We start from the raw sequence: 20,966 nt of genomic DNA, 5'->3' as shown, positions 1-20,966 counted from the left end.
GCACGAATACAGGAGAGAAGCAATGCTTACAAACGCTATAGAATGGGTTCAAGATACTTATCAGTTGCTAAAGGAGACCTGGAATGACAAAGGGCTAGCCGATAACGGAGCCGCTTTTGACCTCAAGGCGCATCAATATCCTTCTTTTACTGAGGAGCTATTACCTTATCAATATTTTGATGAGGAATCGAAGCTGTTTTTTAATGAACACAATGCGGGTTTAATTTATCGCATTGTCCCTTTAACGGGTGCGAATGAACACATAGCAGAGCAGCTGGATGCGCTGCTTCAATCTAAAGTGTCTCATGAGTTCACCTTGCAGTTGATTTGCGTCAAACACAATCAGGTAGGGAAAGATATTGAGGCATTTACTTCGCAGTTCACAAAAAGCGAATTTGAAAATTTAAGCCTGTTAGGAGAGAACCTTAAGGCATTTTATCAAAAAGCCGCCATACACGGTTTTAAAACCAACACGATGCTTGCACCTCGATTAACGCATACGGATTGCTATATCGTCATTGATAAAATCAAAAAAGAATCTGAGAACGATTTAAAAGCCTGTTTTGGCCAGTTTCGCGTTTCATTTGAAGCATCCTTAAGTGCTGCAAAAATTGGATTTAAGCAAGCAGATGCGACTGATTTTTTGCATTTGCTTCAGTTTTATCTGGATAATTGCCCTGATGCAATTACCCCACGCCCTGTTATATACGACAAAACCAAATTACTTAAAGAGCAGGCACTGTCTCATGACTTTGATATTGAAATTAAAAACAATGAAGTAGTAATTCAAGGGGCTAATGAAACTGGACATGCTTATGAAACAGCTGTATCTGTTCTGACCATTGATCGCCTCCCTCGTCAGTATTGTTTATGGGAGAACATCAATAATACCAGCAACATTTTTCATCCTGATAAAAGAATATCCTGTAATCACATCATCTCGGTCATCTATCTGGTTGAAGAGCAGGGACGTGCTCAGGGTAGAGCGAACCGCAAGACCCGTGATTTGGATAAAAAATCTAAAAGTGATTATGCCTTGAATGTAGCGGGAACTGAGGAGCAGGCAAGAGTATGGCGTACTTTTCGAGATGATTTATCCTCACAGAAGACTCGTTCTGTAAAGATGCTTTATAACGTGGTTCTTTTTTCAAGACCTCATGAAAAAGAGCGTGATGTGGAGGCTGCTCGCACGGTATTTGCGTTCAATGACATTAAATTGGCATTGTGTAAACGTATGCAATGTCCGTATTTTTTAGTCTCGATGCCGTTTTTTTTCACAGGAAATCTGGCTAAGGATTTTTCTCTTCCAACCATGATGTGGCCAATTTCTTCATGGAATGCAACCCAATACATGCCAATTCTTTCTGACTGGCGCGGGGTGGGCAAGGGTATTTTGTTGCCCACCATGCGCGATCAGTTTGCCTGCATCGATCCTTTCTCGGGTGCATTTGGCAGCAATTACAATATGGCTGTAACCGGAACATCGGGCGGTGGTAAAAGTTTTTTCATTCAGATGCTGATGCTCAATATTTTATTTAATGGCGGGGATATTTTTATTATTGATGTAGGTGGAAGCTACAGAAAACTGTGTGAGGCGCTTGGTGGGACTTATCTTGAATACAGCAATTTGGCGATGAATCCCTTTACCCATGTTACGGACATTTTACGAGAGATTGATGACATTATTGCCTTGTTTGAATTATTAACTTGCCCGACCAGCGGTGCTACAGATGACGACAGAGGCACTTTAAGAGAAGCCATTTTAACCGCTTTTGGAACAACTCAGAATCAAACGCGCATTGATGAGGTTGCAGGAGTCTTATTGTCATTGTACGAGCACGACCGCGAAACCTATCCTACAGCGCGCATTTTGTCTAAAAACCTTCAGCGTTACTGTTCTGCCTCAGAGCATGGAAAGGCGTTTAATGAACCATCCCAGTTATCGCCTGATGCCCGCATAATTGTAGTTGATTTGAAGGAAATTGAAGACAATCAAAGCATTCGCGCACCGGTTCTCCTGTCCGTTATTTCTCAGTTTCAAAGACGTATGTTCAACTCGGACAGGAACAAACAAAAGATGTGCATCATTGATGAAGCCTGGTCTTTTTTTACAGGGGATTTAATTGCAGTGAACTTTATTACCAAAGGCTTTCGTACTGGTCGGCGGCATAAAGCATCATTTGTCACGATTACTCAGGGGATTGAGGATTATTTTGAATTTTCAGAAGCTCGTGCCGCATGGGAGAACTCCGCTTTAAAGCTTGTTTTTTTACAAGAAGAATCACCGCTTTTAGAGCATCAAAAAAAGCATGAGACTTTTTCGGACTACGAGATGACTATTCTGAAATCATTCCCAATAGCGAAAGAAGCTGGTTTTTCGCAAGTTTTGTTGCGCGCCAACGGTATTTCCTCCTTTCATCGCTTGTTCGTTGATCCATTTACTCGCGTGCTTTTATCTTCTGATGGAGATGATTATCAGGCGGTCATTAATTATGTGGCACAAGGGATTGCATTTCTTGATGCGGTATCGCATGTCGCAGAACTGCATTATGGGAGGGGTTATGCCATTTAATCGCTTAAACACCACATATTGGGTCATTGCAGGAGTTTGTGGGTTCATTGGAGTCCTGGCGGGTATGTTTATGATGTGGCCTAAGCCGTTACCTCTTTTGGTGGTTGATATGAATCGTGCCATAGAGGCACCTTCGGTGCTGCTTGCCCGTTCTAAACTGACTCATGAAGAACAATTAAACATTATGGATCGCTTTTCACGAGCCCTTCCAGAAGTCATCAAGGACTATGGAAGGTCTCACCGGGTAACCTTAGTCAGTGCACCTGTATTGACTGGTTACAAACCCTCCCAAGTGGATGTAACAGACGAGCTCATTGCTTTGACCATAGCAAGGATAAAGCATGAAGCGCACTAACAAACGGTTTTTAGCCCTGATTCTTGGTCTGGCCTTCTTATTAGAGCCTGTAAGTCATGCAAAAAATATTGGTCAGTATGGCCAGACATTCCCTGTTAGAGAAGAGGATATAAGAAAAGTCATTATGAACAAACTCAATGCATTACAGCAAAGTGGTGATTTAGAGCATGTTCAGCGTGATTTAGAGCAGAAAGCAGCGCGTCAGGCGATGAGACCACACCCTTTGGCATTGAGCACGACTCGCACGCCTAAGACGTTTCGCATCTCACCGGCAGTGACTGTATCTCATGATATCTGGACTCCTGATGGGTATTTAATTGCAAAAGCAGGAACGCGGATAAACCCATTTGAGCGCGTTCACTTCCTCAAAACCCTGATTTTCTTTAATGCGGATGATGCAAGACAGGTTGCCTGGGTTAAGAACCATTACACCGATTTTAAGCACGTTAAGTTCATTTTAACCGGTGGTGATGTTCGAGTTGCTGCAGAGCTTTTTGGTCGAATTTATTTTGATGTGAACGGCATCATTTCATCTCGGCTGCAGCTTCAACACGTTCCAAGCATAGTCAGTCAGGTAGGTCTTGATTGGCAAATTAAAGAAATTGGAGTGAATGATGAATAAACGACTTTTCTGTTCAATTGCTGCAGGCTTATTCTTCATCTGTTCATTGCACGCATCGCAGTGTAAAGGGCATTTTGTCAATCCTATTACCGACATTTGCTGGGATTGTTTGTTCCCTTTAACCATTGGTTCCTCCGAAGTAGTAAAAAGCCAGTATCCTGATACTAAAAATCCTGGGAACCCTATCTGTTCCTGCCCAAACAAATTACAACTTTTAGGAGTTACTATAGGTTATTGGGAACCCTTTGCGTTAGTCGATGTGACACGAAAGCCATATTGCATGGTGAATCTTGGGGTGCAACTACATATTAAAGACCAGGGTCTTGGTGGTTCACAAATGCCCGATACGGATGGGCGAGGCGCATTTTATTACGTGCATTGGTACAAATACCCTCTGATGTATTGGCTGCAGGTACTTACATCCATCGGCTGTATGGAGACAGAAGATTTTGATGTGATGTATTTGAGTGAACTTGATCCAACATGGAATGACTCTGAGTTTGCTTTTGTTCTTAATCCAGAGGCCACCTTATTTACCACATCGCCAGTACGGGCGTCTTGTGCAGCAGATGCAACCAAAGCATTGGCAGGAACGGCCATGGATTCTCTATTCTGGTGCCAGGGCGCTCAAGGATCTACCTATCCGCTCAATGGTTTTGTGGCAAATCAGGCAAGTCCCATCAGTGCCGCAACGCTCCTGGCAGAACGCACCGACTTTAAGCTTCATCGCCTTGGAGCAATTAAAGATTCGGTCGGTAAAGATTGGCCTGCACTTTGTCGCACCTATCACTCTTCCATTTTGCCTAAAAGCCGGTATCGCTACCAGTTAGTCAATACATTACCTGATGCGAAACGCTGCCAGCCCTTTGGCCGTTCAGTCATTACCTGGGAGGCCGGACATACCTACCCTGGAGATGGGGATAATTTTGGCTTCATGATTTGGCGCAAGAGAAATTGTTGTTTTTTATAAGGAGGCCTTTAATGGCGCACTACATTAAAATCATTATCCTGTTTCTGACCGGGATTGGCGGATGTTTTGCAAACACTAATGATGAATTAAGGCAGTATCAAGAGGAGGGGGCTCACCAAGTATCAACCATTTCGAGTAAGACAATCGAAATGCTAAATCGTACGTCCTCACGGAATCAATCAGAGCACCAATCATTGATTGATACACTCATGCAACGCAGCGCGGACGGTTTACAAAGCAATCAAAAACCGCAGAGAGTAGAAGGTGCCATTTTATTTGTATCCTTTTCCATGCCCGACTCACTTCTATTTGCATTGAGCGATGAAGCAGCACGGTTTCATATTCCCGTGGTCATTAATGGCTTAGTGGATGGTGATTTTAAACAAACCATAGAAACATTTAAACGCCTTAATAGCGAAGCTCAAAAGCAGCATTTAAACTTTAAGGGAATTTCTATTGATCCGGTCTGGTTTAGTCAATTCCACATTACAACGGTTCCAGCGCTTGTAGTCACAGAGCCCTCCAAGTCTTGCGGTTCAGGGCAGTTCTGTGCCAATCAACCCTTTGATGTAGTCTATGGCAATGCAAGCATAAAAAAAGGACTGGAGCTCATCGCCCAGAAAGGAGATGCAGGAGCCACATTAGCGGCCACCATATTGGAGAAAGGCCATGTTTAGATGCATGTTGGCCATCGTCTGTATTTTTGGATTTGGCACGTTCTCAGCTGCCAATACAACAGCGCAGGACTTTCAGAAATTAAAAGAATACGCAAAATCTTTGGGGAATCAGCCACTGAGCGCCATGAATGAATTTAAGCCCCAGAATACCTTCAAAGACTATACGGAAAATCCCTCGCAATCGCTTCATTATCAGGGGGTTGAAACTGAAAAAACGGATTTAAGTACCTTGGCTGCGAATGCCTTAAAAAATGATGCCGGTGGACATACTGTGACCGAGCATTTTGGTCAGCGCCAGTTTGAAATCAATACTAAAAATGAAGCGATTAAAAACGCCAAATTAATTGAAGAAGAAAGTTATGCGATTACCCATGGACAATCTAATGAGCGGATTAAATGCGATGAAAAGCCACAGGCTTGTGAGATTAAGTCGCATGAGGAAATCTGTCATACATCAAGGCAATTACCAGAACAACAGTGTTTAAAAAAACGCAAAGTAACCGTGAACACAGAACGATGGAGTCAAAGAGCTGACTTTGAGGTATGGGTTCATAAAAAATGGACTGGACTCATAGCGGTTAATCTTATAACGGGTGCGATGACCAATAGCGCAGGAGGACATTTAACCAATCCTGTTAAATTAAATCATCCCTGCGAGGAGATGAAAGCCACAGTACACTCCATTCTAAATAATGGTGGTTCTGCTCATTGGGTGCGTGTTGTGGGACTTCCAACCTGCCAGAATGGAGGAGTAATCACCCTGTATATTTCAGATAAGTTCAGTCGCTGTTACCCAATTCAAGTGGCATTGACGATTAATGCTCATTCTAAATCCTATGTGGAAGAAGAGCACTGGGATAATGAATGCGCTGCTCTTGAGACAAACAACCTATGTCAAAAAACACAAGAGCAGTGTACTGATTCCAATCCAACCCGTGTCATTAATGGCCTGCCCGTCACCCGCGATTGCTGGGAGCTTAATGCACGATATCAATGCGCATCCGCTGCAGCTGATGAATGTAAAACGCAACGTGAAAAAGGATGCTTACAGGCAAGCTCGCGCTGTACATTAATGAACAATAATGCCTGTTCACTCTATGAGCAGGTATATCGTTGCGATGAGACAGTCTGCCCACAGCCTGTGGCTTGTGTGCGTGATCTCTTTTGTGCCGATGGAGACTGCACGGAACATGCTGCGACTCAGAATGATGGTTTTGGAGAGGCCATGGCACCCATGGCCGTTGCAGGAGCTGCTGGCGCTGAGTTTGGTAAAACGCAGGCCACCTTATTTTCAGGCCATCCCGTTCAGTGCAAAATCTGGGTTTGGGACATTATTGATTGTTGTTCGAATGAAGGCTGGGCTGACAAACTCCATATCGATTTGTGTCGTGAAGAAGATAAGGCTTTAGGCAAAGCCAAACTCAATTATCTGGCTCATTACGTAGGCGAATTCTGCAGTCAGAAAGATCCCATTTTTGGCACCTGTCTGGAGCACAAACGCACCTATTGTGTCTTTGACAGCAAAATGGCGCGCATTATCCAGGCCGAAGGACGTTTAAGACAATTAAATCCCAATGCTTTAGGAGATGCGGAGCATACACGCTGCGCGGGGCTCAGTGTGAATGAATTACAAAGCCTTGACATGGGGCGCATCGATTTTTTAAACCCTGTCTATCCATTTCCCCAAGGACAACCAACAAAAGAAGCAGGAATTGTAGGCGATGTCGTTTTAAATAGCCCCGACGCTTCAAAAGCAATGGATGAAATCAAACGGCGAGTCCAGAAAAAGGCAGAACAAAAATGAGATTATTTACTATTATTTTAATGTTACTTTCCATGCCGGCCATGGCTGATTTAGTAAGTCCACCTGCTCATGGGTTTCATTGGTACAGTACAGAAAACAAAGAACCTCAGATGAAACCTGTTCAAATTCCAAAGGTGTCAAAGCCTGCGCTGACTCCATATGAAGAGCTCATGGAAGTCCGCAAAGCCACCATGAATAAGCTCGCAACGGCATTAATTGCCCCATCATTTGATGCAACCTATGAGTACATGAAAGCCCAGCAGGTGTATGCCAAAAACAATCAGAAATTTGTCCAGTACTGGCAACAGGTGCTGTTGTCTCATCCTGAGCTGGATCATTCCTTAAATTTTCCAACTGACAATACGGCTGTGGCCATTCGCAATGATTCAATGAATCTTTTAATGGAGAGGGTAGTCCGAGAAGGGGCTAAACGTTATGGATTAATCCTTTTTTACAAAGGGAACAGTTCCATTTCGCAAAAATTCATCACTCATCTTGTGCCATTCGTCAATCAGACCCACTTTTCAATGATTTCGGTCACAACAGATGGACAACCCATTGAAGGTTTGCCTAATCCTAAAAACATACCTCTTCATGAAATACAAAAAACAATGAATTTACAGTCACGCTACATGCCCGCACTGTTTCTTGTTGATTTAAAAACACAAAAAATGTCGCCTTTATCTTATGGTTTCGTCTCCACAACCGAGTTAAAAGAACGCCTGCTGGATGTGGCGACTCATTACAAACGATACAGCTATGAGGGGTTTGAAGCATGATTGTCCGCATCATTTTTTTACTGCTTTGTTCTGTAATTAATCCATTGCACGCCAATGTGGCAGTTGAAGAACTCAATGCACTGTTATTGAAAAAGCAAGCCCCTAAAGCTTTTGCACAGAAGGAATCAGCTGAAGCTAAAGATTTATCCCAAAATTATTATTTTGCATTTATTTATCGAAGCACCTGCCCACATTGTAAAAAATTCTCCCCTGTTTTAAAGGATTTTTCAGAAACATTCCATATTAAGGTTCGTGCTTTTAGCCTGGATGGAGAGTCCCTGGATGGACTCGATACCACACCATTAACACCTGAGCTTTTTCAAACATTCTATGTATCAGGAGGGTATAAGCCTACGGTTCCCGCCTTGTTTTTAGTCAATCGACATACCCTGGAGGCCTACGCTGTCTTGTTTGGAGAAGCAACTCCTTATCAGCTGGCACAAAGAGTACATGAATTAAAGCAACACATTGAGGAGAAATTTAATGATTAGAGCTCTTGTGCTAACCGTTGTTGCGTCTTTTACTTGCGTGACAGGAAATGGTGTTCATGCATCAGCCAGTGCCGATTTAAATCATTTTTTTAATAATCTTGGTTATTCTGCGAATGTCACGGGTAGCCATTCCTATGAATCACAGGCAGCAGGATTTGCATCATTAGGCTCTGTCTATGCCAGAAATCAGGTGCGTTCCATTCAGATAGCTCACGTTGATGTACCTGGGTTTCGCTCAGGATGTGGCGGAATTGATATTTTTGCAGGTGGTTTTTCCTTTATTAAATCAGAGCAGATTGTTTCCTTCATGCAGAATATTTTAAGTAACGGGGCAGGCTATGCAATGAACCTTGCACTGGAGACCGAGCTGCCTGAAATTGCTCATGCCATGCAATACATGCAAAAGCTGGCAAATGACATTAATGGGACAAATTTTAATTCGTGTGAGATGGGAGAAAACCTGACTGCAGCGCTTTATCCCAAAAATAGAGCGGCACATCAGCGTTTGTGTGAGGACATCGGGCGTAATCGTAATGTATACACCGATTGGGCAGAAGCCCGACATAAATGTTCGACAGGAGGGGAGATTGAAAAGCGATTGGAACAGGCAAAAAACGATTCAGAATATAAAGACAGGGCTCTTTTGAATACCAACGTAGTTTGGGATGCATTACAACTGAATGAATTCATCAAATCAGATACAGAAATTTCAGAAGTCTATATGTCGATTTCAGGAACACTGGTATTTGATGCCAAAGGAGGGATGCAAACGTATCCCTCTTTAGCGACTAATCAGGATTTTGTAAAAGCCTTGCTCTATGGAGGCAAATTACCCAGCTATAAGTGCACTGATTCAAACAAACCCATAAAATGTGTTGCCATCAATGTGAAAGGAAGCCAGGAGATCAGCAGCAAAGATGCTCTGGTTTCTCAGGTACAAGCCATCCTGCAGGGAGTTTATGAGAATATCAAATCAGGGACGGCCTTAACGCCACAACAAAAAGGGTTAATTGAACTAACCCAGCCGTCTGTATTTCAGCTCATTTCAGCCAGTGCACAACAGAATATCGGCATACAAAGCAGTTATGAACTTGCTCAGAGTGTAGCAACGGATTTGCTTGCCCAGTATCTTGCAAATTCACTTGAAGTGATTCGAGCATCCCTTGCAGGGCGTGATTTAGGTAGTGATCATGAAGAGAAATTATTTAAAAACCTGCAGGTAGCCCAACAATTTGTAGATAATTTTAATAGCGAATCACGAGCACGTTTTAATGCCGCACTGACCACCAATCAATTGGTTCAAAACAACGTGAAGCAGGCGCTTAATGCCCTTAATCCCATCTTAAGAAAATCATATACCGGAGGGGCACAATGAGCCCATTATTAATCTACACCCCACAAAATGGGATTTATTTAAAAGAGTTGCTTGATGGTATGGCCGCTTTGCTTACTGAATCTACCTTTAGTACGGCGTGTGACATTATCATGATTCTATCCGTTGGTATGGTCGGTTATCAGTACGTGATGGGGAAAAAGCTCGAATCATTAACTCGCTTTGTGCTGACCACCTTTTTAGTCATGTATTGCGTGCTAGGCATTAAAGTGCCTGTGGCTATAATTGACATGCAGACAGCCGAAGGAGCAGGAGAGGCCTTAACAGTTGATCATGTGCCTTTAGGTGTTGCATTACCTGCAGCAGTCATTAGTGGCATGGGGTACGGAATAACAACTGCTTTTAGTGATGTATTTCACATGCCAGATAGCCTGGAGTACAACAAAACCGGAATGATTTTTGGTGCAAGAACCTGGCTTGCGGCAACCCAGACAAGGCTCTCCATGTCGCCTGATTTGGCACAAGACCTATCGTCCTATATCCGTCAATGCGTGTTTACGGCAAAACTTTTGGCAAGTCACCAATTAAGCCCTCAGGAGCTTACCCAAAGTGCTCATCTATCTAAAACCTATTTTGAGAGCCCATCGCCTATTTATCGGGTGATTCTGCACAATGGAGACAATTTAAGTTGTGCTGATGCAGCAGCCAATTTAAAAACTCGATTGCCCGTTGCAGCCAAATTAGAGTTGGAGCGTCTTAATCATCTGGTAACCACAGGTGCTTTAGGATCACGCAACACGGACAGCAGTTCTTTACCAGGCGAAAAGACTTTTGGTGACCGGCTGCAAGCTGCTCACAAATATTACATGAACATTACCGAAGATGCGGCTGAAACACTTACGCAGAATATCTTAATTAATGCGACCCGAGATGCTGCTGCCGATGCTTTTGCTTTTTCAGGAGCTGATGCGGCACTCATGAATTACACCAATACGGACAGCACTCAAAAAATGCACATTGCCGAAGCCAATAGCTTTTGGCTTGCAGGATTTCGCCTGCCTTACTATATGACCGTGATGTGGATGCTAACGCTGTGTATTTTTCCATTAGTTGTTTTAATTTCATTTTTCCCGACCCTGAGTAACGCTTATTTCTTGTGGGTACAATCTCAAATCTACCTTTGGTCATGGCCGCCGATGTTTATTATTTTTCATTGGTTTGTTTCTATGGCCTCAAGTACTACCATTACTTTGTTTGGTCAAAAAACCGGAGGTGTGACCTTCTCTAATATCGATTCATTAGCGAGCATGCACAGTAATTTCGCCTATACGGCAGGCGCATTGGCGGCAAGTGTTCCTGTTATTGCCCTGTACATCACGAAAGGATTGGGACAGATTTTAAGTACCTCCTCCCAGCATTTTGGTGGTATGGCACAATCTTTGTCAGTCAGTGAAGCACAATCTGCAGCTGCAGGTAACATCTCAATGGCAAGTTACAGCGGTTGGAATATGAACTATGAAAATACCAGCGCCAATAATGTTTCGGCTAACAAGCACGATACCAATTGGACGAACATGCATGGGATGCACACGGAACAATTGGGAAGTGGAGTGCTTAAGACGACCACAGGCCATGGAGATGCTGTTTTTGATGTAAGTCCTGGGATGTCACGAGGACCCGTACACATTTCAGATACAAAGGCCTTAAGTGGCTCTTTAAATCAGGCTTTTGAGGAATCCAGGCAGGCTGCAGCCAATGAAAGCCAGCATTATCAAACGTCCTTATCCAGTTTTGCGCACAGTGCCGTACAATTATCGAAAATGCAGGGACATGATATGCGTTTAGGCGATGGAGTATCTGAAAGCGAATCCGGTCAATACAGCCAGGCCTTATCGACCATGACGCATATTGCCTCGGATGTAGCTAAGCGCGAAGGGATAAGCCAAGAGGATGCGCTGGCTCATATGACCTCAGCTGGATTAAATGCCCACGTCGGAGTCGCAAGTGAAAAAAGTATGCTGGGAAGTATTGGGCGATTTGCTTTTGGAGCAACAGGAGGTGCTGATAGTCATGCCAAGTTCGATAGGTCATCAACGAGTAGTGATCGTTACCATGAGGGTACGGACAGCAGCATGTCAGCGAAGGAAGCAGAAGACTTTAATCAGGCGCTTAATTACGTGAGCCAGTTTGCACAAAACCATCATTTTGATAACAGCCATTCGGAAGGGGCAAGCCTTTCGAATCAAATGGGTACTGACTTGCGGGAAGCACAAACGGCAAGTCAAAACTACGATGCCTCGATGTCTAAAGCCGCTCGCATTAGCACGGCCAGGAGTTATGTGGAATCAAACTCCGATCAGATTACAACCGATCTTAATCAGGCATTTCCTGGCTTTGTGGCACACCGCATTGGAGAAAAGGCACGAGATGAATTGTATTCTAATCCTTCAGATCTGGCTTCATTAAAACAATTACAAATGCTAGCTAATGAGTTTATCAGTGAACAACGAGAAGGTTTAATCGCACGATACGGCAATGCTTCTAAAAATGCTCGGATTGACTCCTTTTATCAGGATGCAGCAAATCCATTAAGTACCAAAGAGTCACAAATGAGAGCGGACTACCACAAAAACAGTAATGCATTGGAGGATTCTGGAAGGACTCTGGGAGTTGGCATGGATGCATCAAGAGCCGAAAGCATGCAGCAAAAAATTAATAATCAGGTCGATGCGGCGGTAAATAAAACAAGCAGTGGAGGAGGGCGTTTAAAGAGTCAATACCAGCAAGCGGTTGAAACAACGAACAACGATGTAGGCGAGGGGAAAAAACTGGGGCAAAGTAACGTCAACGCAGTTATACCTCGCCTATTTTACTAAATGGGTTGATCATCATGATAAATCAGCCCCAAAGAAGGAGCTTATCCATGAATAATGAAGAAATGAATTCACAAGAATTAAAAGAGGCCATCGCCTTGGATATAGAAACATTAAAAACATTGGACGTGGATATTATGCCGGCCAAGGAGTATTACCAGGCGAACAGGCGTTTGTTTTTGCATGTTTTTTTTAAACTATATGGAACAATACTTCTAGGATTTTTACTTCCACTCCCTTTTTATTGGAACGTATTGATGGTGGAGATTTCAACGCACGAGCTCATCTACATGTTTTTCTGGCTGCCATTAATGGCTCTAGGACTATGCCTTTTTGTTTTTCTATTCATTTACAGCACATTAAATCAATACATTTTGATTGACTATCAATTGAAACACAAACTAAGAACAGGCTCATTGATTGTAAAACAAATAAGAAGGGCTGGAACTATAGCCTATCGAATATTTGCGGGGATTGTTTTGATTCCTTCACTGTTCTTGTTTCCCAGTGCTGCCTTCTTCATATCCTTTGGCGCGTTTTTCATCAGCGGGATTTTAACGAGCATCCTTGTTGAAATGGAGCTCAATAGGATAGGCATCAGCGTGCTGTTTACTCTCATAAAGAATTATTTTGATAAGGACAAAAATGCCAGTGCGGCAATACCCTTAAAATAAACAAAACACATCAAAAAGAATAATTTTTAACCACAAATACAAGCAGTGGAAGCCGCTGCTTTGCCCAAAACAAGCTGGAGGAAGATATAATGCGCCATGAATCCAATTACAAACATTATACACGGGGCGGCCAGATCTCATTCCATAATCTGCGGATGTGGTTTCAGATTAACAAAGCGCTCTTTCATGTTTACTTATTCATTTGGGCAGGGTTAAGCATTGTAATGACCTGTATCTTTGCGCCACATGGAATGATAAGACAGACTGTGTCCTATCATGCGGCTCATTTTTATCACCTGGCAGGGGTGCCACATGTATTTTCTATCCCTGTTAAAGGGGGGTATGCATCACAAACTGTCGAACAGCTTCTCCACAATCACTATTTTTCTGCTACCTCCGATCGTTTACTGACACTCCTGTTACAGTCAACTCTATGGAGTTTTCCCCTATCGTTGATTGTGGCACTTTTGGTGAGCCGATATTTCATTTATCGAGGAAAGGTACAAACACAAAACCAATTTATACGAGGGGCTAGTTTAGTCCCATCAGAAACACTTAAAAAACAGATCATAAAGCAAAGAAAAGCATCTGATTTACATCTTGATGGATTTCCCCTGTTGCAAGGTGCAGAGGTGCAGCATTTATTGGTTCATGGCACGGTTGGGATGGGGAAAAGTCAGTTCATTATGAAATTGATGGATTGTTTACGTGCACGAGGCGACCGAGTCATTGTCTATGACAAGGGATGCACGTTTACTCAGGCTTATTTTCAGGAAGATCATGATGTTTTACTTAATCCTTTTGATGCACGCTGTGCTAATTGGGATTTATGGCTGGAAGCCCCAAAAGATGAATTACTGGAAAACATGGCAGAAAGCCTCATCCCCATGCATGGAGAAAACGATCCATTTTGGGTTAATGCAGCACGCACCGTGTTTGCCTGTCTTGCAAGTCAAATGCGTGAGGATAAGGAACGTTCCCTATCCAAGCTGTTAGGGTTACTGGTAACGGGCGAGTTTAGTGAGTTGGAACCTTATCTCAACGGCACGGCTGCAGCGACTTTGGTCAGTAATAAAATAGAAAAAACAGCCATCTCCATTCGCTCCGTCATCACAACCTACCTTAAATCAATGCAGTCGTTAAGTGGGCTTGATGAATCTGGTAAGCCTTCCTTTTCCATTCGTGATTATCTGTTAAATAAAGATTTGGAGGGCTGGCTTTTTATATCAAGCAATGGGGAACAGCATAAATCTTTAAAACCATTGATTTCGATGTGGATTGCCATGGCATCCCTGACACTTTTGAGCTTGCCAGAAGATGCGAACAGGCGAATTTGGTTTATTTGTGATGAATTACCAAGCCTGCACAAATTACCCTTATTGGGTGAAACCATTGCTGAAGTCAGGAAATTTGGCGGCTGTTTTCTGCTGGGAATGCAGAGCTTTAGTCAATTGGAGAAGGTATATGGGCGTAGTGGGGCGGCTGAAATTTTTGACTTGCTGAATACCCGAGCCTTTTTTGCAAGTCCAAGTCATGAAATGGCGCAACTTGTCAGTAAGGAACTTGGGGATGAGGAAATTGATGATACCCGAGAAAATTATTCTTATGGAGCTAACTCCATTCGTGATGGGATTTCCTTAGGAAAAAACCGTATTACACGACCCTTGGTGACTTATCCTGAAATTATGGGGCTTGATCCGCTTACTTGTTATCTGCGATTGCCAGGTCAATATCCTATAACAAAATTGGAGCTTCATTATCAAAAAAGAAGCGCGAAGGCTTCAGGTTTTCTACCTCGTGCCATACCGTCTCTTCCTGTTTCTAATACCAGCATTAAACATGTGCCTGTTGTTAATGAGTCCTCAGACAGTCGCTTTAATGCGCAAGAGTCGACTAATTCCAAGCGTTTCCAAGGTGAATACGAGATTGAATCTATTTTTTGATAGAGGAATAAATTATGTTAAGTCTGCGAGTTAAACCGATTAAAATGCCAGGTTATTATTTTGATAAGGAAAATTATTACTTTTCAAATCAATTGACCACCGAATGGGTGGGGTTAAGTGCTGAGCGACAAAACCTTTCTGGAGAGGTTAACGTACTATCCCTTGAGGCCGTTGTTCGTGGTGCATTACCGAGCGGCGATGTCATTGGCCTCAAAACCCAATCCGGCGAAATCAAGCATCGTGGCGGATATGATCTGACCTTCTCCGCGCCTAAATCGGTGTCCTATCTTGGTTTGGTTTGTGGCCATAAAGAGTTTATTGATTTGCATTTAAATGCCGTAAAAACGGTATTAAAACTCATTGAGAAGGAAGCTGCCGAAGCACGCAAATCAGGAAAAGAGGGTATGGAGTATGAAAAGACTGGCAATCTGTGTTTTGCGACCATCCTCCATGACACCTCCCGAGAGCTTGATCCTCAGCTCCATGTGCATGCACTTTTGATGAATTTTACTGAACGTCTTGATGGCAAGTGGCGTGCTTTAGCCTCTGATATCAGTCGTAATCACGGCACTATGGAATGGATTATGGACAACCAAATCTTTTTAGGGCTTGTGTACCGGTCTGAAATTGCTCTTGGTTTAAAAGAAATGGGGCTCGAAATAGAACATACAGGCGATGCCCATGGTTTATTTGAAATCAAACATTTTGATAAGACATTGCTGGAACGAATGTCTAAACGCCGTACCCAGGTTGAAGAACACATTAAAGGGATGCACTCAAATTCGTTAAAAGCATATGACAGAGCAACTCTGGATTCAAGAAAGTCAAAGGAAGTGGTTTCCCCAGAGGAATTACGCATGCGATGGAAAGCAGAAAGTGAAGCGCTGGGAGTAAATCCTGCCACCTATCTGGCCACTTTAAAGGATAAAACCAAAGAATCGCATACGCCTAAAGAAGCCATGTCCAATAATCAAGAACTCGATAGAAGTGTTCTTGATGCAATTGCGCATTTAGAAGAGAAAAAACTTACATTTACCTATCAGGAAGTGTTACAGACAAGTCTCTATTTTTCCTTAGGTGAACAGGGCTTTGAAGCGCTGATGTCACGGATTGATCAAGAAATTGATGCACAAAATCTGATTGCTCTTAATGCAGAAAACTCCTCTTTTACAACGAGTAAGCTCATTAACAAAGAACAAGAGCTCATAAAAAAAATCGTGAACTTCACACACCAAAAAAAAGGCATCGAACGAAATATGGATAAAGTGTGCAAACTCACCGATAATGAGTCCATTCAAAAGGCAGTAACTCAAGCCTTATTTAATAAAGATGGAGTTGTACGCATCAAGCAGCAAAGCGCTACCTCGCGTGAGCTTTTAAGTACTTTAATTGATTATTCACAGGATTCCAAAATAATTCGTATCCTTTGTCCCTCTGCTTTTTCTGCCAATACAATCAATAAGGATATGGCCAAATCAGCGCCTACACTGTGGCAATGGATTTTATCTATTGGGAAACAGGATTTGTGTGAAACAGTAGCAGGCTTTAATTATCGTCATGGTTCAGAACATAAATTGCCCTTTTTTCATAGTAAAAAGGAGCGCGAAGTACTGATTGTGGATGAAGCACAGCGCCTGGCTCCTGACGAGATGAATACTTTATTATCTATTGCCGATAAGCGATGTGCCAAGGTCATTTTTCTGGAAAAATCACAATCTCTGTCTGGCTTTAAATCCGATATTCCCGACTTGCTTGATAAAGCCTGTATAAAATCATTTGAGGTTGATGACAGAAAGGTGCCGGCCACCAGCATCAATCTTATAGAAGCCCAAACCGTTGAGGGACGTATTCTTAAAACAGCGCAAATGTACTGTAACTTGCCAGTAATCCAGAGGCAAAATACAAAAGTCTTTACTGTCTCAAAGCTCGAAGCTAAAGAAGTCAATGAAGCAATCCGTACTCAGTTAAAAGAGCAGGGAGAGATTTCATCAGATGAAAAGACTATAAATACATTAACCCGTATTCCCTTGACCCTCAGTGAAAAAAAACTGGCTAAAAGTTATCAGTCCAATTGGATATTAATCCATAACACCCGTACGGAATCAAAAAAATTCACGGTACTCGGTATTAATGAAAAAGACAATCAATTGATTGTTCGTAATTCCAATGGGGCAAGATCACTACTTGCTGCTAAAAATATTACAGATTCCATGCAGATTTATGAACAAACACCTTTATCGGTAGGAATCGGGGATCAATTAGTGGCCACTGCCAGTTTATCCTTTGAAGGATTAAAAATAGGAAACCAATATGAGGTTACTGCATTTACCCGACATGGAATAAAAATAAGAGATGGGAAAAGAAGCATTCATCTTATCACGAGTAACGAAAAGCATTTCCCATTGAGCCATGCCTATGCCAAAACCATGTATTCCGATGATCTTAAACCCGTGAAACAAACCATTATGACACTGCCAGCCTATGCGCTCAAACAAAATACCATGTCGCTTTTATGCGAATCCAGTAAAGAAAACGTAATGATTATTACGGATAATGTGGACAAGGCAAATCGATTTGCCATGAAAAGTGCGACAAAATCCTCCGCGATATCGCTGACTTTGGATGCCGCCAAAACAAATCATGGTGCACAGATTATTGACCATAGAACCACGAGTGATCTACTCAGTTCACTAGAGCAGGCCTTAACCCTATTAACCGCTAAAAAACCCCAAAAAAGTGATGCGGAAAAAGCGCTGCACTTTGCAATTGCTCACCTTTCAGAACGAGAGGCAGCCTTTACTCGATCAGATTTACTTGAAGTGGCCGTTCATCAGGCTATTGGAAAAGCAGGTCTTAATGAAATAGATAACGTCCTGGGTAATGCCATAAACAGTGGCGACTTAATATCTGGAGGGAACGAGTTTTTGACCACCAAAGAAGCGGTGGCATTTGAAGAATCGATTATAAAGAATGTTAAAGCGGGTATTAACATTCTTAAGCCATTGATGAGCAGTGATGAAGCGCAAAAACAACTAGAACTGACAGATCTTACCAAAGGCCAAAAAGAAGCTTGTGAGTTAATCACGACTACATCCGATCAGTTTATTATGATTCAGGGGTATGCAGGAACTGGAAAAACAACCATGACTCGCAGTGCTATTGATACCATCAAGCATGCCCAATCAATGACTCATGAAGAGGTTGAACTAATTGCGGTTGCGCCCACTCACCAGGCTGTAAAAGAAATGAGGGCTCTGGGAATTGAAGCCCAAACATTAAAGAGTTTCCTTATTGAACAAGAACAGGAATCGACATTAAGCAAAAAAACACTTGTTCTTATCGATGAATCATCCATGGTCTCTAATCGAGATTGCGCAAACCTCATGCAAAAAATTCATCATTCTGGCGCTCGTTGTGCAATGCTTGGCGATATTAGCCAACATCAAAGTATTGAAAGCGGTAAGCCAAGTAAGATATTAATTCAAGAGGGAAGCATCAGGGTGGCCTGTATGGATGATTTGGTAAGACAACAAGTTATCGAATACAAAAAAGCAATCGAAACATTAATCGCCGGTGATATTGACAAGGCCTTAGCTCAGTTAGCCAATCAACCCTTAGACTCAATCACCCGCACTAAAGCGGATAGTCCTTACCATAGCATTACCTCTTCAATTATTGAAACAGGCGATTCGACCAAAGACTACCTGCAACTGGAAAACACACAACAGCAATCAATAGATCCATTCCAGGAAGAATTAAAGCAAAAGAACCCCATCGAAATGGCTGTAGGAGATTATTTATCTCGTACACCATCATGCCGTGATAACACGATTGTTATCATTCATGAAAATAAAAAACGGGAAGTTGCAAATGGTTTGATAAGAGATGCCCTTATGAAAGAATCTACTTTAGGCTCCGAAAACAAAGAATTTCCGAGACTGTTAAGCACTAATTACACTACTGCAGAGCTTTATTATTGCGAAACATATCGGGATTGCTTAAAAAAGCAAGAGGAGTATTTTTTAAAGAAAGCGGAGCACTATTTCAAAGTGGTTTCAGTAGATGAATCAGCGAAAGTGGTAGTATTAAACGATGCGAAAGGAAATAAATGCCTCTTTGTTCCTGAAAAAGAAAATAAAGACTGGAAAATTGAATTGTTTCAATCGATGCCAGGAAGGGTTTCAGTTGGTGAAAAAATTCATTTTAAAAAATCCGATAAGACTCTAGGTCGATTCGCTAATGAAAGGGTACAGGTGACGGCGGTAAATAATGAGTCATTTACCGTAAAAGACAGTAGTGGTGTGGAACACGTGCTGCAAAAAAAATTGATGAGCGACTCCCATTGGGATTATAGTTATACGGCTACCAGCTATTCAATTCAAGGAGCTTCATCCCCATTTGTTATTGGGGTTGCTGAGACTAAAAATGCGCAAGTAAATCACCTGCGGTCGTTTTATATTATGGTAACGCGAGGCTCCTTGCAGGCAATGATTTATACAGACGATCATAAAAAGCTGCAAAAACAACTTCGCGTTACTCCTGAGAAAACTTCTGCATTGGAATCACTTAACCATCTGAATGTCCAAACAAAGCCCCCAATACCCAATGCACCATCAACATCACTCAAAGCAGCGCAAAGAATGCCCATAATGAAGAACCAGGAGCCTCGTTATGATGCGAATATGCTGTCACAACACTTATCCGAGCAGGCAGAGCTGGTAATAGAATCATTGCTAGGGCAGCCTAATCAAGCGCTTTCTTCCAAAACAGAATATCGATATGGTACTCACGGCAGCTTAAGCCTCTGTTTAAGCGGAGAAAAAAGAGGAGTTTGGCATAACTTTGAAACACAAGAAAAAGGAAACATGCTTCATTTGATCCAAAAAACATTGAATCTAAATTTTAAAGAAAGCCTTGAATATGCCGCCAAATTAACAGGTGATGACCTAAAGGAACGTATTAAAATAGCAAACAAAAACCCCAATAATTTTCAAGTGAAAGACACTGATAAGAAAAGAAAAACATCAGATTATGGTTTGCAATTGGTGCGAGAATCCAAACCTATATCAGGCACTATAGCAGAAAGGTATTTAAAAGAAATTAGAAAGATACATAATGTATCTGGGGAAAATATTCGATTTCATCCTAATGTCTATACCAAAGATACTGAGGAAGTACGCTACAGGCCAGCACTGTTAAATATTGCACGAGACAAAGACAATAAAGTGGCCTGCGTTGAAGTGGTATACCTGGATAATGAAACAGCAAATAAAGCAATAATGAAGATAAAACCCAAGAAATCTTATGGCTCAAAAGCAGGCGTTGGCGTCGTTTTAAGCGAGGGTAAAGGACATGAAAGTGTCACCTACATTACAGAAGGGGTGGAAACCGGATTAAGCGTTAGAGATGCAGTTCAAAATGAACGGGTTATAGCGACTCTTGGGAAAGAAAATTTTGTAAATATCGATATGGCATTACTTACAGATAAAATAGTCATTTGTATGGATAATGATGGCAAATCAATTAAAGAAGATAAGGTAATCATTCAAACCATTGAACGATTAAAACAGCATGGAAAAACTGTAGAAATTGCCATTCCGTTACATCAAAAAGACTTTAATGATGTGAATAAAAGCAGTGGGGTTCAAGGAGTGGTAGATATATTAAATAAAGCAACGAATGTCGATAAATTTATTGGCTGCCCTAATAAAATAGATATGAATCAAGATCAAATTAAGAAGTGTCTTGAGAGCATTTCTCGACAAATGAATCTCGAACTTCCTGAAAATAAAAATAATCCAATTGAGAAACTGAAAACCCTGCAGCGAGGAGAAATGGAAATATATTAATTACTTGAACGCAGTGCATCTAGG

13 protein-coding genes are annotated in these 20,966 nt (G+C 42.1%); all 13 read left to right on the top strand.

The features are described 5' to 3' along the window. Window positions 1-22 precede the first annotated feature (22 nt). The 13 genes from traC to traI all read left to right on the top strand — a co-directional run bounded on the left by traC (window position 23) and on the right by traI (window position 20,942). Window positions 23-2,572 carry a type IV secretion system protein TraC gene (gene traC / locus Lgra_RS00210; protein WP_014845146.1) on the top strand — a complete coding sequence of 850 codons (2,550 nt, stop codon included), beginning with the start codon at window positions 23-25 and terminating at the stop codon, window positions 2,570-2,572. Next, window positions 2,562-2,927: a TrbI F-type domain-containing protein gene (locus Lgra_RS00205; RefSeq protein WP_014845145.1), complete on the top strand. Its 366-nt coding sequence runs from the start codon at window positions 2,562-2,564 to the stop codon at window positions 2,925-2,927. The genes traC and Lgra_RS00205 overlap by 11 nt, the downstream gene beginning before the upstream one ends. Further along, on the top strand, window positions 2,914-3,549 hold the full coding sequence (traW, locus tag Lgra_RS00200; protein WP_014845144.1) for a type-F conjugative transfer system protein TraW: 636 nt from the start codon (window positions 2,914-2,916) through the stop codon (window positions 3,547-3,549). Before Lgra_RS00205 ends, traW begins: the two co-directional genes overlap by 14 nt. Continuing rightward, complete coding sequence (gene traU / locus Lgra_RS00195; RefSeq protein WP_014845143.1) at window positions 3,542-4,519, top strand: conjugal transfer pilus assembly protein TraU; 978 nt, start codon at window positions 3,542-3,544, stop codon at window positions 4,517-4,519. Before traW ends, traU begins: the two co-directional genes overlap by 8 nt. Window positions 4,520-4,530: 11 nt before the next feature. Further along, window positions 4,531-5,196, top strand: a complete 666-nt coding sequence (gene trbC / locus Lgra_RS00190) for a type-F conjugative transfer system pilin assembly protein TrbC (RefSeq protein ID WP_101901819.1) — start codon at window positions 4,531-4,533, stop codon at window positions 5,194-5,196. Next, window positions 5,189-7,000: a type-F conjugative transfer system mating-pair stabilization protein TraN gene (gene traN, locus Lgra_RS00185; protein WP_058497411.1), complete on the top strand. Its 1,812-nt coding sequence runs from the start codon at window positions 5,189-5,191 to the stop codon at window positions 6,998-7,000. The genes trbC and traN overlap by 8 nt, the downstream gene beginning before the upstream one ends. Further along, window positions 6,997-7,779, top strand: coding sequence for a type-F conjugative transfer system pilin assembly protein TraF (traF, locus tag Lgra_RS00180; protein ID WP_014845140.1), 783 nt, complete (start codon window positions 6,997-6,999; stop codon window positions 7,777-7,779). The genes traN and traF overlap by 4 nt, the downstream gene beginning before the upstream one ends. Next, entirely contained in the window at window positions 7,776-8,270 is a 495-nt protein-coding gene (trbB, locus tag Lgra_RS00175) for a type-F conjugative transfer system pilin assembly thiol-disulfide isomerase TrbB (RefSeq protein WP_014845139.1), read from the top strand. Before traF ends, trbB begins: the two co-directional genes overlap by 4 nt. After that, the gene (locus Lgra_RS00170; protein ID WP_014845138.1) at window positions 8,263-9,645 is read left to right on the top strand and encodes a conjugal transfer protein TraH; all 1,383 of its coding nucleotides are present in this window, start codon (window positions 8,263-8,265) and stop codon (window positions 9,643-9,645) included. The genes trbB and Lgra_RS00170 overlap by 8 nt, the downstream gene beginning before the upstream one ends. Then, entirely contained in the window at window positions 9,642-12,479 is a 2,838-nt protein-coding gene (locus tag Lgra_RS00165; protein ID WP_014845137.1) for a conjugal transfer protein TraG N-terminal domain-containing protein, read from the top strand. Before Lgra_RS00170 ends, Lgra_RS00165 begins: the two co-directional genes overlap by 4 nt. A 47-nt stretch (window positions 12,480-12,526) precedes the next feature. Then, a complete protein-coding gene (locus Lgra_RS00160) occupies window positions 12,527-13,150 on the top strand; it encodes a hypothetical protein (RefSeq protein WP_014845136.1) in 624 nt (207 codons plus the stop codon). An 89-nt stretch (window positions 13,151-13,239) separates the two neighbouring features. Then, the gene (traD, locus tag Lgra_RS00155; protein WP_014845135.1) at window positions 13,240-15,093 is read left to right on the top strand and encodes a type IV conjugative transfer system coupling protein TraD; all 1,854 of its coding nucleotides are present in this window, start codon (window positions 13,240-13,242) and stop codon (window positions 15,091-15,093) included. A gap of 14 nt (window positions 15,094-15,107) precedes the next feature. Next, window positions 15,108-20,942, top strand: a complete 5,835-nt coding sequence (gene traI / locus Lgra_RS00150; RefSeq protein ID WP_014845134.1) for a conjugative transfer relaxase/helicase TraI — start codon at window positions 15,108-15,110, stop codon at window positions 20,940-20,942. The last annotated feature ends 24 nt before the right edge of the window (window positions 20,943-20,966 follow it).

It is taken from the genome of Legionella gratiana, assembly GCF_001467695.1.
GTDB lineage: Bacteria > Pseudomonadota > Gammaproteobacteria > Legionellales > Legionellaceae > Legionella > Legionella gratiana.
Note: the sequence above shows the minus strand (reverse complement) of the source record. Positions and strands in the feature narration are given on the sequence as shown.